At 47.7% G+C, this 22,017-nt stretch carries 21 protein-coding genes; 3 read left to right on the top strand and 18 right to left on the bottom strand.

All coding sequences use genetic code 11. The features are described 5' to 3' along the window. From hpt to pth, 8 genes are all read right to left on the bottom strand, one after another. On the bottom strand, positions 1–543 hold the full coding sequence (hpt, locus tag IV40_RS08670) for a hypoxanthine phosphoribosyltransferase (protein WP_057770680.1): 543 nt from the start codon (positions 541–543) through the stop codon (positions 1–3). Positions 544–606: 63 nt separating this feature from the next. Continuing rightward, entirely contained in the window at positions 607–1,977 is a 1,371-nt protein-coding gene (gene tilS / locus IV40_RS08665; protein WP_057770661.1) for a tRNA lysidine(34) synthetase TilS, read from the bottom strand. Positions 1,978–2,039: 62 nt separating this feature from the next. Continuing rightward, positions 2,040–2,570: a S1 domain-containing RNA-binding protein gene (locus tag IV40_RS08660; RefSeq protein ID WP_057770660.1), complete on the bottom strand. Its 531-nt coding sequence runs from the start codon at positions 2,568–2,570 to the stop codon at positions 2,040–2,042. Between the two features lie 139 nt (positions 2,571–2,709). Continuing rightward, complete coding sequence (locus IV40_RS08655; protein ID WP_057770658.1) at positions 2,710–3,123, bottom strand: FtsB family cell division protein; 414 nt, start codon at positions 3,121–3,123, stop codon at positions 2,710–2,712. 81 nt (positions 3,124–3,204) lie between these two features. After that, entirely contained in the window at positions 3,205–3,468 is a 264-nt protein-coding gene (locus tag IV40_RS08650) for an RNA-binding S4 domain-containing protein (RefSeq protein WP_057770656.1), read from the bottom strand. A 13-nt stretch (positions 3,469–3,481) separates the two neighbouring features. Continuing rightward, the gene (locus tag IV40_RS08645; RefSeq protein WP_057770654.1) at positions 3,482–5,092 is read right to left on the bottom strand and encodes a putative polysaccharide biosynthesis protein; all 1,611 of its coding nucleotides are present in this window, start codon (positions 5,090–5,092) and stop codon (positions 3,482–3,484) included. Positions 5,093–5,193: 101 nt separating this feature from the next. Further along, on the bottom strand, positions 5,194–8,736 hold the full coding sequence (mfd, locus tag IV40_RS08640) for a transcription-repair coupling factor (RefSeq protein WP_057770652.1): 3,543 nt from the start codon (positions 8,734–8,736) through the stop codon (positions 5,194–5,196). A gap of 39 nt (positions 8,737–8,775) precedes the next feature. Then, positions 8,776–9,336 (bottom strand): aminoacyl-tRNA hydrolase, encoded by a 561-nt coding sequence (pth, locus tag IV40_RS08635; protein WP_057770650.1) that lies wholly within the window; start codon positions 9,334–9,336, stop codon positions 8,776–8,778. 171 nt (positions 9,337–9,507) lie between these two features. Between pth and IV40_RS08630 the strand changes: the two genes are divergently transcribed. Both IV40_RS08630 and IV40_RS08625 read left to right on the top strand, forming a co-directional pair. After that, positions 9,508–10,485, top strand: a complete 978-nt coding sequence (locus IV40_RS08630) for an L-lactate dehydrogenase (protein ID WP_057770648.1) — start codon at positions 9,508–9,510, stop codon at positions 10,483–10,485. A 265-nt stretch (positions 10,486–10,750) separates the two neighbouring features. Continuing rightward, on the top strand, positions 10,751–12,130 hold the full coding sequence (locus IV40_RS08625) for a L,D-transpeptidase family protein (protein WP_057770646.1): 1,380 nt from the start codon (positions 10,751–10,753) through the stop codon (positions 12,128–12,130). A 76-nt stretch (positions 12,131–12,206) separates the two neighbouring features. Here IV40_RS08625 and cbpA read toward each other — a convergent pair whose 3' ends face one another. From cbpA to IV40_RS08585, 8 genes are all read right to left on the bottom strand, one after another. Further along, positions 12,207–12,893 carry a cyclic di-AMP binding protein CbpA gene (gene cbpA, locus IV40_RS08620; protein ID WP_057770643.1) on the bottom strand — a complete coding sequence of 229 codons (687 nt, stop codon included), beginning with the start codon at positions 12,891–12,893 and terminating at the stop codon, positions 12,207–12,209. 123 nt (positions 12,894–13,016) lie between these two features. Next, a complete protein-coding gene (locus tag IV40_RS08615) occupies positions 13,017–13,379 on the bottom strand; it encodes a type II toxin-antitoxin system PemK/MazF family toxin (RefSeq protein ID WP_057770677.1) in 363 nt (120 codons plus the stop codon). Positions 13,380–13,410: 31 nt separating this feature from the next. After that, entirely contained in the window at positions 13,411–13,659 is a 249-nt protein-coding gene (locus tag IV40_RS08610) for a hypothetical protein (protein WP_057770641.1), read from the bottom strand. 44 nt (positions 13,660–13,703) lie between these two features. Next, positions 13,704–14,846, bottom strand: coding sequence for an alanine racemase (alr, locus tag IV40_RS08605; protein ID WP_057770639.1), 1,143 nt, complete (start codon positions 14,844–14,846; stop codon positions 13,704–13,706). Further along, entirely contained in the window at positions 14,843–15,205 is a 363-nt protein-coding gene (gene acpS / locus IV40_RS08600; RefSeq protein ID WP_057770637.1) for a holo-ACP synthase, read from the bottom strand. The genes alr and acpS overlap by 4 nt, the downstream gene beginning before the upstream one ends. A gap of 177 nt (positions 15,206–15,382) precedes the next feature. After that, the gene (gene cshA / locus IV40_RS08595) at positions 15,383–16,945 is read right to left on the bottom strand and encodes a degradosome RNA helicase CshA (RefSeq protein ID WP_057770635.1); all 1,563 of its coding nucleotides are present in this window, start codon (positions 16,943–16,945) and stop codon (positions 15,383–15,385) included. Positions 16,946–17,163: 218 nt separating this feature from the next. Continuing rightward, positions 17,164–18,534 carry a UDP-N-acetylmuramoyl-tripeptide--D-alanyl-D-alanine ligase gene (locus IV40_RS08590; RefSeq protein ID WP_057770633.1) on the bottom strand — a complete coding sequence of 457 codons (1,371 nt, stop codon included), beginning with the start codon at positions 18,532–18,534 and terminating at the stop codon, positions 17,164–17,166. A 139-nt stretch (positions 18,535–18,673) separates the two neighbouring features. Further along, positions 18,674–19,420 carry a hypothetical protein gene (locus IV40_RS08585; protein WP_057770631.1) on the bottom strand — a complete coding sequence of 249 codons (747 nt, stop codon included), beginning with the start codon at positions 19,418–19,420 and terminating at the stop codon, positions 18,674–18,676. Positions 19,421–19,651: 231 nt separating this feature from the next. Between IV40_RS08585 and IV40_RS08580 the strand changes: the two genes are divergently transcribed. Beyond that, a complete protein-coding gene (locus tag IV40_RS08580; protein ID WP_057770628.1) occupies positions 19,652–20,878 on the top strand; it encodes a multidrug efflux MFS transporter in 1,227 nt (408 codons plus the stop codon). A 31-nt stretch (positions 20,879–20,909) separates the two neighbouring features. On the opposite strand, the gene IV40_RS08575 is transcribed toward IV40_RS08580, so the two are convergent. Continuing rightward, entirely contained in the window at positions 20,910–21,572 is a 663-nt protein-coding gene (locus IV40_RS08575; protein WP_057770626.1) for a DUF2238 domain-containing protein, read from the bottom strand. Between the two features lie 129 nt (positions 21,573–21,701). Next, positions 21,702–21,977, bottom strand: a complete 276-nt coding sequence (locus tag IV40_RS08570) for a type B 50S ribosomal protein L31 (RefSeq protein ID WP_057770623.1) — start codon at positions 21,975–21,977, stop codon at positions 21,702–21,704. Positions 21,978–22,017 lie beyond the last annotated feature (40 nt).

The raw sequence follows: 22,017 nt of genomic DNA, 5'->3' as shown, positions 1-22,017 counted from the left end.
TTATTTATTTTCATAAATTTCAGGCTTCAAAACGCCGATATACGGGAGATTCCGATAGTGCTGTGCGTAGTCCAAACCATAGCCGACGACAAATTCATTCGGAACTTCAAAACCAATGTAATCAGCCTTGACATTCATGACCCGCCGATCCTGTTTGTCCATTAACGTACAAATCTTAATTGACTTGGCTTCACGGGTCTTGAGCAGCTTCATCAAGTAGCTCAGTGTCCGGCCAGTATCGACGATATCTTCAACGATCAGCACGTTCCGCTGGAAAACACTCGTATCCAAATCCTTCAAAATCCGGACTTCACCAGACGAAACGGTCCCATCGCCATAACTGGAGACATCCATAAAGTCGATTTCCAATGGAATGTCCATTTCCCGCACCAAATCGGTCATAAATAAAATCGCGCCCTTCAGGACACAAATGACTAATGGATTTTTGTCGGCATAATCGACGGAAAGCTGCTTGCCTAAACGCTGTGCTACTTTATGCAAGTCTTCTTCGGAAAATAAAACACGTTCAATATCGGGTTTCATACTCATTTTCTCTTCTGCTCCTCTTGATTGTTCCAAACACGAATGATTTTTTAATATCAGGTGTCAGCGACGGTCTAGTAATATGTATGGTATTTTACCGCTTTGCGGGCGAATAAACAACCGTGCAACCGCGATTTCCGGCACCCAAATGACCGTTTGTGAAGTGCGGACGACCCACAAAGCCTGCCGTTTTCCGTTCGGTATTTTACGATCAATTAAGATTTTTTTTAGTTTTTGTTCGTGTTGAGCATCCATTTTGAGCCGATCCCCTGTTTGGCGATGGGTTATTTGCAGCGGCAAGTCGTCCGCCGCCAGATAAACGGTCACTTGCTGATCGTCCGCCTGCGGAACGGGTGCCTGTTGAAAAAGACCGATTTGACGGCCATCCGGCAGTCCCACCCATTGGCCTGGTTGCAATGAAAAACGTTGTGGTTCCGGCTGTGGCCGTGTCATCGTCCGGACCCATTCAAACGTTTGATACTGCTTGCGAACCACAAAATGAGCACCAATTGTAAGGGTTCCTTGCGGTTTAGCCGGATTCAGCAATAAATGCAGAATTTCCTGCTGCTGGCTAGTCGTCGGCAGCGGCCGCAAGTCAGACTGCCGAAACAGTTGTTCCAAAGTCAGACGCTGCAAAATCGGTGCCAGAGCTGCGAGCGGCTGCCATTCAGCTTGATAGCCATTGGCAATTGCAGTCACGTTCATCGCTGTAACGACCGGCTGCAATTGTCGCTGTGTCACATCCAGCAGCTCCGTCAAATCCTGCGTGAATTGGTCCGCATGACTCACAACCTGCGGATTTTCCTGCTTAAGCTGCGGCACAATCAAATGGCGAATGCGATTACGGGTCATCGCTAACGAGGAATTGGTCGCATCTTCAAAATACTGAATACTGTGCTGCTGGGCATACTGACGGATTTCTGCCTTCGTAAACGGCAGCAGCGGCCGCAATAACCAGCCCGTTCCGAATTGCTGTTTGGCTAAGATGCCCCGCATTTCGGCCAAATCGCCGCTGCGCGCCAGCTTCATCAAAACGGTTTCCAATTGATCGTCGCCATGATGAGCCGTCACAATCGCATCGGCTTGCTGCTGGGCCAAGGTTGTTTTGAAAAAAGCGTACCGAAATTGGCGAGCCGCCGCTTCGGTCCCAGTCTGAGGATGCTGGTCCTGCGGCCACGTTTTGACAAAAAACGGCAGCCGGTGCTGGTCGCAATAATTGTTCAAATAAGTAGTTTCAACCGCACTTTCGGCCCGCAGCTGATGATCGACATAGACTACGCCTAAATGGAGCCGCAATTCTGGTGCGATTCGCTGCAGCAGTTCCAGCAACACCATCGAATCGACGCCGGTCGAAACGGCGATGAGCAATTTGGCCTGTGGGACGATGAGTCCTGTTGTCAAAATGTGCTGGCGAAAACGTTGATAAAGTGCCATGGTTATCCTCCTGCTATGTACAAAAAAAGACGGTTTACCCCGTCTTCTTATGCGCTTACTGATTAGCTGCGCCGGCCGCCACGGCCGCCGCGTTTGCCTTCTGTATTGTGCTTGATCACTGCTAAGCGTTCATCGCTTTCCTTTAAGAAACCAGAGAGCAATTGATCAAAGTCTTCTTTGCCACCTTTATTGTTATGGTGGGCGCCCCCATGACCGTGGTTGTTGCCGCCACGATGATCATAGCTGCCACCGTTGCTGTGGTGGTTGCTGCTGCTATGACTGTTATTGCCGCCATGGTTGTTGCCGTGAAAACTGTGATTGCTAGGACCATGACTGGAATGATGGTGCTGTTGAGCTGGCTTATCTTGTGCCGCACGAATCGACAAACCGATTTTGCCATCCTTGATGGATAATACTTTGACGGTGACTTCATCACCGACCGAAAGGACATCATGAATATCCTTCACATAGCTATCCGAGATCTGACTGATATGGACCAATCCAGTTTGATGATTGCCAATATCAACGAACGCACCAAAATTTGTGATCCCTGTTACCTTACCATTCACCTTTTCGCCAACTTCAATCGACATAGAAAAAAGAGTCCTCCTTGAATATTTCACCGACTTGTCCGGTCGTTATTACAATAAAACGAGGTCATGCAACCTCGTTTTTTAAAAGTTAATTTTAGTATAGCACTCAAAATAACGGTCGTAAAGTATCAGCCCTGACTTATTTTGCCTTCTGATTCAGGACCGGCGTGTTGTCTTGCGGCAAACTATAAACTTTCTCACCCTTCTTCGAGTAATAATATTTATAGCGAATCAGCTTGCCGACATAATCGTCATTTTTTAATTCTTTGACTTCAATTTTCAGATCGTCTTGCTTGCCTTTAATGTTATTCAGTTTCTTTTTTTGAACGACCACCTGCTGATTGGTTGTAGCCAGGGTCTGGTGGCTCCGAATCAATTGGAATCCGCCGATGAGGAAAATCACCAGCAAAATACCAGTCAGCAGCCAGATGCGGCGCTTGTGAACGCTGCGCACGTAGTCAGTCCGCTGCGCATGCTGCTGCTGATCCTGAAATTGCTCCGTGTACGCATTACGCAGGGAAGCAACTTTCCCCGATGAACTTTTTTTGGTCACTGTGATCGCCCCTAATTTGTTATTTTTCCGCTTTCATTATAACAAGTTAACGCTTGAGCGTCCATTGAAAGCTGAACAATCTTAATCTTTTTTCGGGTAATCTTCGCTGACGATTTCATACATCTGATCAGCATCCGCCTTTTTAGTCGTTTCAACGATGGCGGTCACTTTGACCGTCAAAGTTTTGTTGCCGAAACCGATGACCAGCACATCGCCGACTGTGACGTCGCTCGATGATTTTGCCACCCGGCCGTTGATCGTGATGCGGCCTTTATCAGCAATTTCTTTGGCGACAGAACGCCGTTTGATGATTCGTGATACTTTCAAATATTTATCTAAACGCATATTGCTTCTCCTTTTATTTTTGATTCCGTTTTGAGAGCCATTTCAAGAAACGCCGTCCATATGGGATCGACAGCCATTCCCGAATGGTAAATAAATGCCACCGCAGTGCCAAAAAGATAAACGTGCCGGCCCCAATCGCCGCCACAAAGACGGTCACGACGCCTGCTTTCAGCCGTCCCAATGTCACTGGATTGAATCCGAACACACTCGTCGTCAATCCGACCACAAAACTCATAATCAGACAGATAATCAGCAGTTTGAAAATAAAGCCCTTCTCGAACAACGCTTTTTTCATCGGTTCTGATGACTTGGCATAAATAATCAGGAACACTGCCAGTAAGCTGAGGGCGGTGATGAAGCTCGAGCCGGTCGTCCCGAAATGGCGGACGAACCACTCATTAAAGATAATTTTGACAAGCAGGCCGCCGAATAAGGCAACCGTCGTCAGCCGGAATTCGTTCTGACTCTGCAGCACACTATTATACGAATTGATTAATGCGACTAAAATGATGCTTAGCATGTACATACATAATGCTGTGTTGCCGCTCGTATCGCCGAACAGCAGCCGGTTGATGAACGGCATCAGGGCAATCAAACCGCTGGTAGCTGCCACTGACAGTGCCGAGCTTGTGTGCACCATTTCTTGAGCGATTCGATAGAACTCATAATGACGCCGCTGCTGGTACGCATGCGTCAGGCTGGGGAGCAACGCCGACGAAAAGGCCGTTGAAATCACCAGTCCCAACTGGACCAGCGGCTGGCCCCGGTCGTAAATCCCTTTTAAGCCTTTGGCCAGATTCTCCGGTACACCGCTTTGGACGAGTCCCCGTTTGACGGTGAAGGAATCGACCAGCTGCAGCAAGACAATCATCGAGGCAAACAGACAGATGGAGCCGCCTTCGATGAAAAACCGTTTCAGCAGCCGTCCGTAAACTTCGAATTTTCGGGTCCAGCTTTCATGGATTACTTCCCGACTATCAGGGGCGTAGAAAAATTGTTTGTGAAACGCACGTGCTAGGACCAGCGTCCCGCCGATTGCCCCAAACGTTGCGCCGCTCATCGCCCAAGTCCCCATTTTGTAAACACCCCAAGGCACTTTGATTGATAAATAGGCGGCCACCAGAATAACCCCGACTCGAATCAGCTGTTCCGTCACCTGCGATACCGCTGTCGGCACCATGTTGAATGTCCCCTGAAAATAACCGCGTGTCGTCGCCAGAAACGGCATCGTCAAAAACATAAATGAAACTGACCGAATAATCGGGGCCAGCTGGACATCGGACATCATGGCAGCGATCGGCACGGCTCCGATTTGCAGAAATCCGAAAATTAGCACGCCAAAAAAGGCCAGCAGAACAAACGAACGTTTCGTCACTTCCCGTTGGGCGGGCATCCCGTCCTGTTCGGCGATCAGCTTCGAAATAAAAACCGGAAAGCCGCTCAGGGCAAAGGTCATGCCGATTCCATAAATCGGATAGATCTGCTGATAGACATAAAAGCCGGTGTTGCCGACCATATTTTGAAACGGCACTCGGTAAACGGCACTTAAAATTTTGGCAATCAATGATGATAACGACAAAATCAAAGCGCCCTTCATCAAATGCTGCATCCACTTGTTTTTCATCCCATGACCCCTTTGAAACACATTACGACGTTTTATTCAGAACCCCCATTATGCCACAAATTCGGTTTTAAATAACATTTCGGCCAAATCCTAACCAAATTTTAAGCTTGTGGCTGTTTTTCGGAGTCGCCGGTTTGGCCCTGCAAAATATCTTTGAGACCGCTCAAAAAGGCACCGAGTTCTTTCAGCCAATCGGCCGTGTCCATCTTGGGCTGGATGACCAAGGTCACGACGAATTCATTTTGATCGGTGACCACAGTTGCTTTCAGCTTCGTCTTCGACAGTGCACTAAATAATTCATCGCCTTGCAGCTTCTGAGTACCTTCCTTCGACATCCGCACGATGATTTGATTGGCCTTGCGTTCGACCTTCTTGACCAGCGCTCGGTCGGCAATCATCTTCAGCCGGCTGATTTCAAGCAGGTTGGTCACCTCCTGCGGATAATCTCCAAACCGGTCCATCAAATCGTCTTGGACTTCATGGAAGGCTTCGACAGAGCTGACCTGCCGAATCTGTTTGTACATCTCGATTTTCTGGCGTGAGTCGCTGATATACGAACTCGGCAGAAAGGCTTCGACTTTGAGATCGACTTCGGCATTTGTCTTCGGTTCGACTTTGTGCCCCCGTTTTTTGGCAATCGCATCGTTCAGCATCTGCGAATAGAGGTCGAACCCGACTGAGTCGATGAAACCATGCTGCTGCTTGCCCAGCAAATTACCGGCTCCCCGAATCGACAGGTCCCGCATTGCAATTTTGAACCCAGACCCTAATTCGGTGAAGTCTTTAATTGCCTTCAACCGGCTCTCGCCAACTTCAGTCAGCACTTTATCCTGCTGATACATCAAGTAAGCATACGCCACCCGATTGCTGCGGCCGATGCGGCCCCGCAGCTGATACAGCTGGGATAAGCCGTACCGATCGGCATCTTCGATAATCATAGTATTGACGTTCGGCATATCGACCCCAGTTTCGATAATCGTGGTCGTCACTAGCACATCATAGTCGCCATGAATAAAGTCATATAGAATACTTTCGAGCTGCGTTTCGCTCATCTGCCCATGTGCATAGGCAATGCGGGCATTTGGTACCAGCGCCTGCAGCTCATCGACAGTACGTTCGATGTCGCTAACCCGATTATGCAGATAGAACGTCTGCCCGTTGCGATCCATTTCGCGTTCGATTGCTTCACGAATGGCGCCGGCATTTTGTTCCATGACATACGTCTGGATTGGATAACGATTGGTCGGCGGCGTTTCGATGACGGATAAATCACGCACGCCCAGCATCGACATATGCAAGGTACGGGGAATCGGGGTCGCCGTCAGTGTCAGCACATCGATGTTGGCCTTGAGTTTCTTCAGCCGTTCCTTGTGTTTGACCCCAAACCGCTGCTCCTCATCAACAATCAGGAAGCCGAGATCGTGAAAATGAACGTCTTTCGACAAGAGCCGATGGGTGCCGACGACAATATCGATCGACCCGTCGGCCAATCCCTTCAGCGATTCATGAATCTGCTTTGTCGTCCTGAACCGGGACAAAATTGCAATGTTGACGGGAAAATCGGCAAACCGTTCGACCATTGTATCGTAATGCTGCTGGGCCAAAATCGTGGTCGGCACTAAGAAGGCAACCTGCTTGCCGTCCTGTACCGCTTTAAATGCGGCTCGCAAGGCCACTTCGGTCTTCCCGAAGCCGACATCGCCGACCAATAGCCGGTCCATCGGCTTCGGCTGTTCCATATCGTGTTTAACTTCAGCAATGCTCCGCAATTGATCATCCGTTTCCGGATAAGGGAATTCATCGTCGAACTCACGCTGATAATCATTGTCCTTCGAAAAGGCAAATCCTTTTTGACTTTCACGTGCCGCATATAAATCGACCAGATCATCGGCGATATCTTCGACCTTCGAAGCTACCTTGTTTTTTGTCTTCTGCCACTCGCTGCCGCCCAATTTGTTGACGTGCGGCGTTTTGCCTTCTGCTGAAACGTACTTCTGAATCAGATTCAGCTGTGTAACTGGAATAAATAATTTATCAGTGCCCCGATATTGAATCGTAATGTAATCCTGATGAACGCCATCGACTGTCAGTGTCTGCATCCCGACATACTTACCAATCCCATGATTGACATGGACGACATAATCGCCCGGCTTCAATTCAGTATAGCTCTTCAAACGTTCCGCATTTTCAATCGTCTGGCGGCGTGCCTTTTTTTTGGGAACCTTATTGAAAAGTTCCTTTTCAGTCACCACAACCAAGTGCAGACGGGGCAGTTCAAAGCCGTTTTGCAACGACGCCACCATAATCTGAACTTGGTCTTTCGCCAGTGCATCGGGTGCGACAACATTCGCAGTGATGCCGAAGTCTTGGAACGTTTGGGCCACCTTATGCACCCGCATCTGGTCGCTAATCATAACGACAATCGTTTGTTTTTGCTTTCGCCAGCGCTGAACTTCTGATTTTAATAACGGCATCTGGCTGAAAAACTGCTGCATATCCCGTGTCTGTAAGTCATGGATGCCATTCAGACGCAGATTGCCCATTCCTTTGCGGAATAAGGCCAGATACAACTGGGCATGTTCGTCCTTGTGCAGTTTTTGGGCCGCATCGCCCGTCAGATGCTGTTTGCGTAAAATTCGATGCTGGCGCCGCATATCGTTGAGCCAATCTTCATTCTCACGGGTCAGATTTTTGCCGGTTTCCAGAATACGGGGATAGTCATCCAGAACGACCAGCCCTGATTCAGGCAGATAATCAATCAGACTCGTTTCCGCTGGGTAGTAATAATCGGCCAGATAGGCAGACTGGTCATTGGTATCGCCCTGCTCCATCAACGCAATCGTGTCTTCAAAATGAGTCTTGAGCAGTTTCTGCTCGTCAGGATCTTCCAGCTGTTTCAATTCGACTTGATAATCCTTTTTCAGAATCTTAACGGTCCGCTGCACATTCGCCTTGGTCAGCACCATATCCGTTACCGGTAACAAATGAAACGACTGGATATTTTCGATGCTGCGCTGATTGCTGGGGTCGAAATAACGAATCGCATCGACTTCGGTGTCGAACAGTTCGATCCGCAGCGGATATTGCGTATCAAGCGGATAAACATCGATGATATCCCCACGCATCGCAAATTCGCCAGGTTTGCCGACCATTTGCTCCCGCTGGTAGCCCATTTCAACGAGCATCCGTTTCAAATCTTCAAGTTCGATGTCGGCACCGACTTTGATTTCGAGCTGACTCTGCTCCCATTCGGCCTGTGTCGGCAATAACCGCCGCAATCCGGCGACTGAGGTCAGCACAATGCCCGGCTGCCCGCTGCTTAGAAAATGCAGAGCATCGACTCGAGAACTGCGGGCTTCCGGCGAACTGGTCGCCACTTCGGCCGCCAGCACTTCTTCAACTGGAAAAGTGTGAATCTGGTCGGCAGAAACGAGCCCGGTCAAATCATCGGCCAGCTGATTGGCATGGAACATACTGTTTTCGACAATCAGCAGCGGCTGCTGTTTTTGGGCATAAACGGCCGCCAGCATCAGTGTTTTAGCCGAACCAGACAGTCCGGTCGCCAGTTGATGCGTATGCGGCTGTAAGTCCGTCAATAAAGTTTTCATTGCGGGTGCCTGCTGTACGATTGACACTAAATCCATGCTGAAACGCTCCCTTCATGCATATTTAATAAATCTGATTTAATGGTTGAAACGATTCATTGTGGCTTGGAAATCGCCATGTTCAATCCAATCACTGGCCGCATCGGTCGCCTGATCGAGTCCGCTTTCTGCCAGCGGCTGATCTTGTTTCGAAAACGGCGTCAGGACCCAATCGACGACCGTTGCTTTATCAGGATGCTGAATCCCGATTCGGCAGCGTTTGAAGTCTTGTGTTCCCAACACACTGATAATACTCTTAATGCCGTTGTGTCCGCCGGCTGAGCCCTTCTCTCGCAGCTTAATCTTGCCAAGCTTGATGTCCATATCGTCATGAATGACCAGAATCTCATCCGGCTGAATCTGGTAGTACCCCATCAAAGGTCCCACTGCACGTCCAGAATCGTTCATATAAGTCAGTGGTTTAACGAGTAAGATTTTTTCACCTTGATAACGGAACGAACCCGTCATCGCTTCAAACTCGTGCTTGGTTAATTCAGTATTGTACCGGTCGGCGAGACGTGCGATCGTCATAAAGCCCATGTTATGTTTTGTTTTTTCGTATTTGCGACCAGGATTACCCAGTCCAACGATCATTTTCATCGTAATTTTCCTCCATGAAACGCAAAAAACCCGGGAGAATAAATTTCCCCCAGTTACACGTTATTTGTGGCTTTTATTATACCACATTCCGTCTAGCTAATTTCTATCGTTGCTAGGGGACATATGCTATACTGAAGCTGATTTAAATAAACTCTTAAGGAGATGTTTTGTTTGGCATTTACTACAGAAAAGCACCAAAAAGTTATTCTTTGTGGTGACGGTGCAGTTGGCTCAACATTCGCCTATGCAACAGTTTTGGAAGGTATCGCACAAGAACTTGGGATCATCGATATTTACAAAGATAAGACCCAAGGCGACGCAATCGATTTATCCGATGCATTAGCTTTAACATCACCAAAGAAGATCTATTCTGCTGAATACTCTGACTGCAAGGATGCCGATGTGGTTGTTATCACAGCCGGTGCCCCGCAAAAGAAGGGTGAAACTCGTTTAGACCTCGTTGGGAAAAACCTGAAGATTTTGGAATCCGTTGTCAACCCTGTCGTTGAATCTGGTTTCCAAGGCATCTTCGTTGTTGCTTCCAACCCTGTCGACATTTTAACTTACGCAACATGGAAATTATCTGGCTTCCCTAAGGAACGGGTCATTGGTTCAGGAACATCTTTGGATACAGCTCGTTTCCGTAAGGATATTGCCGAACTCGTCGGTGTCGACGCTCGTTCTGTTCATGGCTACATCATGGGCGAACACGGCGATACAGAATTCCCAGTCTGGTCCCACACAACAATCGGTGGTGTCACAGCTGCTGAATGGATGAAGCAGAACCCAGCAATTACGGATAAGAAGTTAGACGATTTGTTTGTCGGCGTTCGTGACGCTGCCTACAAGATCATCAACTTGAAGGGTGCTACCTTCTATGGCATTGGGACAGCTTTGGCACGTATCGTCAAAGCCATCTTCAACGACGAAAATGCGGTGCTGCCACTTTCAGTTTACATGGATGGCCAATACGGCTTGAATGATGTTTACATCGGTACACCAGCCGTTTTAGGCCGCAATGGTTTGAAGCAGATTGTTGAAATCCCATTGGACGACAAAGAACAGCAAGCCATGGATGCCTCCGCATCACAATTGAAAAAAGTCATCAACGACTCCTTCAAGGACGCAGACGTCAAATTCCGGCAATAAAAACAACGCATGCGAAGACATGAGTGATTCCGGCGGCTTAAACTTTGACGAAGTGGCTTTTGCCACTAGGAAAAGTTTGTCACACGCAAGGACTCAGTGTCTTTGAACGCATTTAATAAGAATGACAACAGCCTTCCGTTTTGTTGGAGGCTGTTTTTATTTGTCCTCATTTCTGTTCAAAGCTGTTCGTGACTTTTTTACTTTCTTATCAAAAATAGGTATACTTTATCCAGCTAGACAGAAATATCAGAGGAGGAGTTGCTTTGTGAAGCATAGCTCAAAAAAAGCGAACCACTCGCGTACTTACGGCATTATTGCCGGAGTGATCGTTTTGTTGGTCGCATTCGGCGGCTGGCACGTCAGCCATTATCGAACCCACTTTTTACCTGGCACAAAAATAGCTGGGGTGGCACTCGGTGGTCAGACCGTTGCCGCAGCCGACAAAACACTGACTCAACATTTCAAGACCAAAACATATTCACTTGTTGAAAATAAGAAGACGCTCGCACAGTTCTCTGGTCAGAAAATCGGCGTTGAACATCATTTTACCGCCGAACTCAAGCAGCAAATGAAACAGCAAAAAGCTTGGCAGCTCACCGGCCATGTGCAAGCGGCAACTACCAAAGATGCCGTTCAGTTTAATCAGGCTGCGTTAAAACAATACTGCGCAAATTTAGCCGCAAAACTGAATGTGAACCGGACCAAGCCACGCAACGCAACCCTCGTTAAGAAAAACAATTCCTACGTAACTGTTAAAGGGCAAAAGGGAAATACAATCAGCCCCGCTACTTTAAAAACACTGATTGTTGCCGCCGTTTCACAGGACAAAGGAAAAATCGCCGCTAAACAAGCGTACGCAGAACCGTCCGTCACAACGTCCAGCAAGTCATTGACGGATGCTAAACAGCTGTTGAAGGACATCCAGAATGAGGATGCCAAATACTCGATTGCTGGTTCAACGGTGACGATTCCAAAAGCTGACTTGTATGACTGGACGACTTATACCAACGATCAAGTTCAGCTCGACCAAAGCAAGGTCAAAGCGTATGTTGCTGCTTTAGGGGCTAAATACAGTACTTACAAGCGCAAGATGAGCTTCAATTCGACTAAGCAAGGCACCGTCAGTGTCAAAGCCAAGACTTACGGCTGGAGCATCAAGGAAGGCGCTGAAACAAAGGGCCTTACGGCTGAGATCCTGAAGGGCAAGAGCTTCACCCGAACACCAATCACTGAAGGCGTCGGCTATAACAATGGCGAAGGAATCGGCAACACTTATGTCGAGGTCGATAAAAAGAACCAGCATGAATGGTATTACAAGGACGGCAAACTGGTCATGGATTCCGATGTGGTCACTGGGAAACCTGGCGAAGATACCCCGAGTGGTGTTTTCTTCATTTGGAACAAACAGCGCAATGCAACTCTGACTGGCAAGAATGATGACGGTTCCGACTATTCATCCGCTGTCAGTTATTGGATGCCAATCGACTATACGGGTGTCGGCCTGCATGATTCCCCATGGCAGCCGGAATACGGCGGCACATGGTACAAGGAACACGGTTCACATGGTTGTGTCAACAATCCGCCGAGCTTCATTGCGAAACTCTATCCGGCCGTTGCGTTAGATACACCAGTCGTGATCATTTAGAAAATCAAAAAGACTGTTTTGACATCGAATCTGATGTTAAAACAGTCTTTTTTTATGTGCGCATTGCAATACACGCTCATTCATGTTTGGCGTTCAATTGTTCATCTTCATCATCCCGAATGACTTCTTCGGTCTGCATATCGTCGATTTCGGAAACACGGAAGTTGCGGCGCTCGAGCCGAGCCACAATTGTCTTCAATTGCTTCGGCGTGATACCTGTCGGCAGTGTAAATAAAGTCCGGCGCACATAACTATCCTGCTTGGCATCCAGTGTGATACAGCTGGCAATGGTCGTTGTTTTCGAAATGATCTTCGACATAATGGTTAAGTCGCCCCGATCGCCATTTGACAAAACGGTCAAGACATAACTGCCGACTTTGACGTTCCAGGAATCGGACAGCATATCCAATAACTTGCTGTGGGTCAGAATGCCATAGAAGGTGCTGTCCTCATCTAACACCGCAATGTAAGGTAAATCTTTGATATTAAAAAAGACCTTAAAGAACGGTGCGTTAATCGGAATCGTTTTGGTGGCGTTTTTCAGCAGATACGTGACGGGCAAGTTCATATCGCCGCCCCGTGATTTGTGCCGATAGATATGCATTTTGTAGATATTGCCCCGAAAAATCTGGCCGGTCTCATCTAAAATCGGCACACAGCGATAGCCGGAATCCTCCAGAATCTTCAAGGCTTCCGTCAGTGTGCATGTCTCACTTACGGTCGTCAAAAACTTTTTTTTCAAAACGATTGATTTTATCAGCATCTCATTTCTCCTCTGCATGCACATTAAATTTTTCTCATAATTTATTTCTATATTATCATAATTTAGCGGCACAAAAAAGAGGCACGATCGAAATGAGCCGATCGGTGCCCCCTGCGTATGTAATTACTTCGTAATCGGTTTTAAGCCAATACTAATGGCCGCTGCCTCATCGACCTGTTTCATGCGACTCGGCGTCAAATGCGTGACCTTATCCTTTAACCGCTGTTTGTCAATCGTCCGAATCTGTTCCAGCAAGATGACCGAATTTTTTTCGACGCCATCTTCCTTCGGCGTAATCCCGACATGGGTCGGCATCTTCGGCTTTTGAATCTTCGCCGTAATTGCCGCCACGATCACCGTTGGACTGTAATGGTTCCCGACGTTATTTTGGATGATCAGAACCGGACGCATTCCGCCTTGTTCTGACCCAACGACGGGCGACAAATCCGCATAAAAAACATCCCCACGCTTCACCACAACGCTCATGTGTTTCATCCCTTTCACATGACCTCTTCATTTAAATTAGTGCATAAGCTTCTGACTCGCACTGTGAAAATTCTTGTGCAATTTCTCGATTCAGCTGCGCCATGTCAACGTAGCCCTGTGCAAACTCCTCTAATTGCTGCTGACGAGGCTGCAAATAGCTCCGCACAGCCTGTTCGATCAATTCATCCGTCTCCAGCGCAGAAAGCTCACAATAGTCACTGACCTGTTTAAAAAGGGCCGCATCCATTGAAAAGGCGCCTTTTTTATTTTCAGTTGCCACAGTTTCTTACCTCCACAAATCAGCTGTGTGTGCGTTTTGAAAAATCAATCAAATGATGGCCCAACGTAATGGCGTGGGACCCGTTCCTGCAGATCGCAGGCAATTTCATAATGAATCGTATGCGAGTAATCGGCAACATCCTGCAGTGAAAGTGTCTGTGAGCCGCTCTTCCCGACTAAGACAACATCCGTCCCAGGGACATACTCCTTCGGCAACCGCACCATTAACTGATCCATGCAGATTCGGCCGACAATTGGACATTTCTGCCCATCGACCAGCACATAAAAGCCTTGCAACCGGCGGAGCCAGCCATCGGCATATCCAATCGGAACCGTGCCAATCCATTGATCGTCATCGGCTTCATAAGTCGCCCCATACCCAATATGATCGCCTGCATGGACTTGTTTGACGAAGACCAATTGCGAAACCAGCGATAAAGCCGGTTCAAGCGGATACGGCGGTTCTAAAGCGCCGCCCGACGGATTGAGACCATACATGGCGACCCCGAAACGAATCACATTACCATTGCAGGCTTGATGCCACAAACTCGTCGCCGAATTGGAGACATGAACATAACGAGGCTGCTCCGGCAAAGCAGCCAGCAGTTCTTTGAAGGCAGCCACTTGCTGGTTGAAATAAGTCGTATCGGCTTCATCAGCCGTCGCAAAATGAGTCCATACACCTTCCAATGAGAAATATTCCGGATGAGCTGCCACAAAATCAGCGGCGGCCTTAATCTCATCAGTCGTCCGAAAGCCGATTCGGCCCATGCCGGTATCCAAAGCAAACTGAATCCGCAGCGGCGGTAATTGATGTGCCTGCCGTTCCAAAATCGGTTCGGTCCGTTGCAGCCATTCCAAAGAACCGACTGGAACGGCAATATTATTGGCTGCTGCAATCGGTGCCGTCTGTGGGGCAATGATGCCTAAGACTAGAATCGGTTCTACTAAATGTGCTTCACGGAGCGACATTGCTTCATCTAAAATTGCGACACAAAACCCGGTCGCACCGGCTGCTTTCGCTGTTTTAGCCACTTGGATCAGGCCATGCCCATAAGCATTAGCCTTCACGACGGCCCACAGTTCGGTGCCTTTATCGAGTCGTTTTATTTCCTGTTGAACGTTATCATAGATGGCTTGACGATCAATAATCGCCTTTGTTGGCCGTAAATTACCAACAGTCGTCATTCTTGTTCACTTCTTTCTAACAACACTTGTGTCACAACATAATCAGCTGTATGTGAAATGGAAACCAAAGCACGGCCGGCAAACGGCTGCTTGGTAATGACCGGTTTGCCCAAATCATCCATCAGCGTTTCGACATCATGGAGCTGCACCGTGCCTAAACCAGTCCCATAAGCTTTACTATATGCCTCTTTGACCGAAAAACGCCCCGCCAGAAATTCATCCTGACGCTTGCCCTGGTAGCTCTTAAAAATTTCGAGTTCACCCGCCGTTAAGACTTTTTCGGCAAAATGCGCATTTTTAGCTTGTGCAGCGTGAATCCGGCCGATTTCTGTCATATCAATGCCAATTCCAAAAATCATTTTACAGCTCCTGTCCTGAAAAACAGAAGGAGGCCTTCCTTCTTCATAATACTTCCATTTTAACAAATCTCGTTACACAACGCACAGATTCTTGCCGGGTGTGACAAAACTGTTATCGTGACCATTTTATGTACGACAAAGGGTCAGAACGACATTGTCCCGACCCCCTGATAATTGTTAATCTTTGTTATTGCGAATGGTATAGTTGCGTTTGCCGATATAGTTTTTACCGCCACCGTTGCGATGGTCGCTACTCCGGTGATCGTTGTCACGATTGTTGTGACGGCGGTCCCGATCGTAACGATTGCCGCCACGACCATGGTTATTATTGCGGCCGCCACGATGGTTTTCGTAATGACGACCGCCATGACCATGTCCGCCGTTGCGATTGCCGCCACGACGACCACGATTCGGCAATGGCCGTTCTGGTGTGATTTTGACTGGTACAGTCGAAGAATCAGCCTTGGTCATGCTCTTCAGCAAACCAGCGACCAGTTCAACCGAATCATGTTCAGCCAATAATTTCTTAGCAGCCCCGGTGTAGTCTTCCAAAGCATCGGTTTGATCGGCTGCGACGAGTTTTTCAACTTCGCCTAAGGCAGCCGACAAACGGCCATGGAAAGCTTCTTCAGCCGTCGGCGGCTTCAACGGTGTCATGCGCACCTTCGTCAGATGCTCAATCGTCCGCAAGTAGCCCATTTCATTCGGTGTCACGAAGGTAACGGAAACACCGGATTTCCCGGCTCGACCAGTCCGACCGATACGATGAACGTAACTGTCGGGATCTTGAGGAATGTCGTAATTGTAAACATGGGTTACACCGGAAATATCCAACCCACGAGCTGCGACATCCGTTGCAACCAAGATATCAAGGTCGCCGTTCTTGAATGACCGTAAAACGCTCATCCGTTTCTGCTGAGAAAGATCGCCATGGATTCCTTCAGCATTGTAACCACGAGCCTGCAAGCCACGTGTCAATTCATCGACACGTCGTTTGGTCCGGCCGAACACCAACGTTAATTCTGGGTGCTGCACATCAAATAAACGGGTCATCAAATTGAATTTTTCGTATTCCTTGCTGCGGACATAGTACTGGTCGATCAAATCAGCCGTCAATTCTTTGGATTCAATCTTAACGGTATCAGGATTATGCATAAACTTCTTCCCGATCTTCAAGATGGCTGCCGGAATGGTTGCTGAGAATAATAAAGTTTGCCGATCTTCTGGCGTGTTTTTAATAATACTTTCAATATCTTCGACAAAGCCCATGTCTAACATTTCATCGGCTTCATCAAGGACTAATGTCTTAATGTGATCCAGCTTAACAGTGTGACGGTTCACATGGTCAAGCAGACGACCTGGTGTCCCTACCAGGATTTGGGGATGGTCCTTCAAATTCCGGATTTGGCGACGAATATCAGCGCCCCCATACACAACTTGCACCTTAGCTTTTTTAAAACGACCTAAACGATAGAGTTCTTCTTGTGTCTGAACTGCAAGTTCACGTGTTGGTGAAATAATGAGGGCCTGGATGTGGTCATCGTTCATATCCAAATTCTGGATGATCGGAATCCCAAAAGCGGCGGTTTTACCGGTCCCAGTCTGTGCCTGGCCGATCACGTCTTTTCCTTGTAAGGTCAACGGGATAGTCTGGGCTTGGATTGGCGTTGCTTCCTTGAAGCCGGCTTTTTGCACGGCCTCTAAAATGTCTGTATCTAATCCGAGTTCTTCAAACTTCAAATAATGTTCCTCCTTGATTTTGCAAAAACATCTCAATTACAAAACAGGTGGGAAACGTTTAGGTCTTTTCTCGGTTATTCTGCCCTGTAATTCATGTTTTCATCGCTTTTTTCCTAAAAAGCGTCCCTAACACTTTACCATGCCACAACTAATAAAGCAAACTTGTTTTTCAATTAAAAAAGCCGTCCGAATAAAATTTTCAGACGGTTTTTCATAAATTACTGCAGGGCTGCTAAGACATTTTCGAGGTGCATCCCATGGCTGGCCTTGAGGACGACTAAGTCACCAGGCTGGATTGTTTTCAATAAGCTTTCAATCATCACACCCTGCTGCCCTTCTGGATAATAACGAACATTTTCAGGCGCATATAAGTTGGCAAGCTTATCGGCGAGAGCCTTCATTTCAGTCCCGTATAAATAAACAATTTGAATTTTTTCGGGGTCGAGGACACGGGCAATACTTTCATGGAGCGGCTTGCTTTCGTCGCCCAATTCGAGCATGTCGCCTAAAACGGCAATTCGTTTGCCGTCAGTCGGCATTTGGCTGAACGTCCGCAAAACTTCCCGCATGGCAGTTGGATTGGCGTTGTATACGTCGCTGAGAATATCAGCATCATTTTTGCCATGATACCATTCGGTGCGATTTTCGGTGAGCGCAAAATGCGCCAATGCCGATTGCATGTCACTTTGTTTCACGTGAAAATGTTTGGCGACCAGCATGGCGGCGAGGGCGTTGTTGACGTTATAGGCACCCATCATCGGAATCGAAAATTCCGTGTCCGGCCATAAGTTGACCTTGAAGTTTGTTGCGGTCTTGCCGCTTTCAATCTGTGTCGGATACAACGTATTCGTCTGCAAAGAACCGAATGTCCGCTGCTGCTGTTTCAGATCAGTTACTCGTTCATTCAGCAACGGTTCATCGCCGTTATAAACAAGTTCGCCGTCTTCTTTCAAGCCATGCGTGATTTCCATCTTGGCATCAGCAATCTTGGCACGTGTGCCGAAGAATTCGATATGGGCTTCGCCAATCATTGTAATGACAGCAACGTCGGGCTGAACTAGCTTGCTGAGAAAGTCGAGCTGACCCGGACGGTCCATCCCCATTTCAACGACTAGCACTTCGGTATTGGTTTCCATGCCGAGAATCGTCATCGGAACGCCGATTTCATTGTTGAAATTTTCCTGCGTTTTATGTACGTTGAATTGTGTCTTTAAAATGGCCGCCGTCATATCTTTGGTCGTCGTCTTGCCATTGCTCCCAGTGATTGCAACGACTTTCGGATTGACCTTTAATAAATAATAACGCGCCAATTTTTGGAAGGCCTTTAACGGATCAGCAACAACCACAACGGGAATGTTGGTCGGCAAATCCGCATGGCCAGTTTGCCATAAGGTGGCCGCAGCCCCTTTTTGAACGGCATTTTGCACAAAATCGTGACCATCGCGTGTTCCTTCGAGCGGCACAAATAAAGCGCCTGGTTCCAGCTTTCGTGTATCGAACTCGACACTTGAGATCTCGACTTCTGCCCATTGGGAAACATCATTTTCTGCATCGACGGCACGGGCAATTTCTGCAAGTTGCATTTTCATTGTTTCTACGACCCCTTAGTTTCTATCCTTCATTTAGAGGCAGGAACAACGGCTCATTCCTGCCTCTAGTTACCGATTCAATCGGTCTCTTTGCAAATCAAAAATTGAATGTTTCCATTATACCACGTTTTAAACAAAATTAAGCCTGCCAGCGAATATGCCACTGCCGAGCATGCCGGTCAAAAACTAAGAAACCCAGCATTTCAGACTGGCTGCGAGTCCAGTCATCATCATTGACAACAAACCGTTTCTTCATCCGGAAAAATGGAATCTGCAGTTCGCCTGGTTTGAACTGGACATCAGTAAACGGTAAGAGAAGTCCTTCCTCCATGACCGGCACCAGTTCAACCAGATTTTCATGACTGAGCGGCTGCAAATGATCCTGCCGGAGCCGCATCCAGAACCGCATTTCAATTTCACGCGTGCGCAGATGATGCAGCAAGGCCGTGTTAAAGACGGTCTCAAACTGGTTGAGATGCCGGTAATAAACTTTGGTCATCCCTTCTGGCAAATCCAGATAGACAAAATCATTTTCCAATTTGTAATAAAACGGCGACTGCAATTGCGTATACATATGACCTAAGTACAGCATTTCGGCAATCTCATTGGGCGTCACTTCGTCTAAATAAAGGGTCCGCCGATAGTCAATCCATTTCTGCTGACGCATATGCCGATTTAATAAGTAGGACCGGATTTCATGGTCGCCTGAAATCACGTTGAAGCCTGTGTGCGAATCCACCATTTGCTCTTCGTCGACTGGTGTCAGGAGCAATAAATGAGCAGGCATTTTTGTCAAACTATTCACAAAATCTAAGTGGGTGATCCCATACGAAGCCACCAAGTGAGAGACATCTTCTAAATGAATATAAATGAGGTTCTCCGCCATCCTGCTCAATCCTTTCTCAAAATGCCTAATCCATGCTATATCTTAGCAGACCCCCACCGCAAATCCTAGCATTTCACCCGTTTTTTCCCAATCGATTTTCATTTTACCGGACCAGTCGCTAAAAGGCTACTTTTACCATTCTATTTGTATTAAAATAAATAACAGTACTTATTTTTAGAAAGCATGTTGGGCCTGCTCACCGGCGGCTCTAACATGATTAAGGAGGGCGTCATGTTTCATCAAAATCACACCAAGCGCCCAGAATGGCAGCAGAATCTCTTTGTGTTATGGTTCGGCAATTTCATGGTCGGCATGGGCTTCAGTTTATTCATGCCGTTCATGTCCCTTTACATCGATACGTTAGGTCACTTTACCAATCTCGAGCTCAACTTTTGGAGCGGCATCGCCTTCTCAGCCACATTCCTGGTCGTTGCGATCGTGTCGCCCATGTGGGGCCGGCTGGCCGATTCGAAAGGCCGCAAGCTGATGCTGCTGCGAGCGTCGCTGGGAATGGCGATTGTAATTGGTTCAATGGGTTTTGTCACCAACGTCTACGAATTGGTCGGGCTGCGGATGCTGCAAGGTGTTTTTTCCGGCTACATCAGCAATGCTAATGCTTTAATTGCTACCGAAGCACCTCGCGCCAAAAGCGGCCAGGCTTTAGGTACGCTGACGACTGGGAACGTTTCTGGAACCTTGTTAGGCCCGTTATTGGGCGGCGTTATCGCCGATATTTTCGGTTATCGAATCCCGTTTTTCATTACTGGGACGTTGCTCATGCTGGTCTTTTTCTTGACCCTGTTTTTCATCCATGAGCGCAACTTCACACCGATTCCAAAACAAGCACAGGTTTCGATGCGCAAACTATTCTCAACTCTGAAATACCCGCACATTATCATCGGCATGTTTGTCACCACGATGATCATTCAGGCTTCAAATTATTCGATCAGCCCTATTTTAAGTTTGTATGTCCGGCAGCTGATGCATGGTTCCGGCCGAGTCGCACTCGTCAGCGGAATCGTTGCTTCGATTCCTGGCATCGCCACTTTGGTCGCTGCACCTCGTTTTGGGGCGCTCGGCGACCGCATCGGCACCGAACGTGTTTTACTAGCTGGACTGGTTTTCGCCATGCTTGTCTATATTCCGCAGGCATTTGTCCAAAATGTCTGGCAGCTAGGCATTCTCCGTTTCTTAGTCGGTGTTTCCGATGCTGCGCTGCTGCCGCAAGTTCAGGCACTGTTAGCCAAGTATTCGCCGGCGCAGGCAACGGGCCGTATTTTCAGTTACAATCAATCGTTTCAATCGATGGGCAATGTCATGGGCCCCTTAATCGGGTCGAGCGTGTCCGGCGCCTTCGGATATGGTTCGGTCTTCCTATCGACCGCCCTGCTGGTCGTCGTCAATTTCTTCTGGGTCCTGTCCAGTACCAAACGATTACGAGCAACGCATCAAAAATAGGTTTCAGGCCAATGCCTGAAACCTATTTTTTTTACTTCGTTGCTTTAAATAAGAATTTGTCCAGCCAGGCCCGATTATGTTTGATGCACAGATAGCCGATTATGGCAATCAATAACGACCCGCCGGCATCGCAGAGCAAGTCGCCCATCGTGTCCATCAGTGCGGCCCGTCCCGGCAGCAATCTGCCTGCATTCGTCATATACCGCTGCAGGTTCATGCCGAATAAACCATCGACGGTAAATTCATAAAATTCCCAGCAGGTTCCAATTGCCGTGCCGAACGTAAAGGCAAATAAACTCATCAGAAACGGCGAGGTCGTTTCAAGCCGTGATTTAGGTTTGGTCAACGCGCCGAACACCCCATAAGCTAAACCAGCTTCCATCATCGAACTCAATGCATGTTCATATTTATCCCAATACGGCACGCTGTAAAAACCCATTCCTGAGCCTAGCAAGATCGCCATTAAAATAAAAATCAGAAAAATGAACACTTCAACGTCCGGAAACTGAAAATGAAAGATTCTTTCTAAGAGAAAGGGCACTGAGGCCAGCACCAGACCAGAGGCCACTTCACCGCTTAATAATGGCGAACTGGCCCAAGGCGTGTGCCCAATCAGTCCCCACACAATGTAAATCACCATTGCAGTCATCAATAATCCGTAGATCCAATATAAAAGACTCGTCTTCGAACGCATCTCGTGTCACATCCCTCCGCAGTTTCTTTTCTTCAGTGTACCATTTTCAGAAAGGCGATGTGCACCTTGCGGCCTGTAAAAACCGCACAAAAAAAGAACGAGCCGCAACTCGTTCTTTGTTCAAAGACATTATTTGCTTTCTTCGTCTTTCTTGGCGCCTTTGTCGGCAAAACCATACTTCTTGTTGAAGCGGTCAACCGCACCATCGGCCTGTGTGAACTTCTGCTTGCCCGTGTAGAATGGGTGTGAGTCAGAAGTAACTTCGACACGGATTAAAGGATATGTCTTTCCTTCGTAGTCCGTTGTATCTTTTGAAGTTGCAGTTGAACCAGCCAAGAACTTCTTGCCTGTGGCTGTATCCATGAAGACAACTTCGTGATAATCTGGATGAATTCCTTGTTTCATTTTTTAATACGCTCCTTCGCCCTGAATTCTAGCCGAAAAC

It is taken from the genome of Lactobacillus selangorensis (genome assembly GCF_001437205.1).
Taxonomy (GTDB): Bacteria; Bacillota; Bacilli; order Lactobacillales; family Lactobacillaceae; genus Paralactobacillus; species Paralactobacillus selangorensis.
Note: the sequence above shows the minus strand (reverse complement) of the source record. Positions and strands in the feature narration are given on the sequence as shown.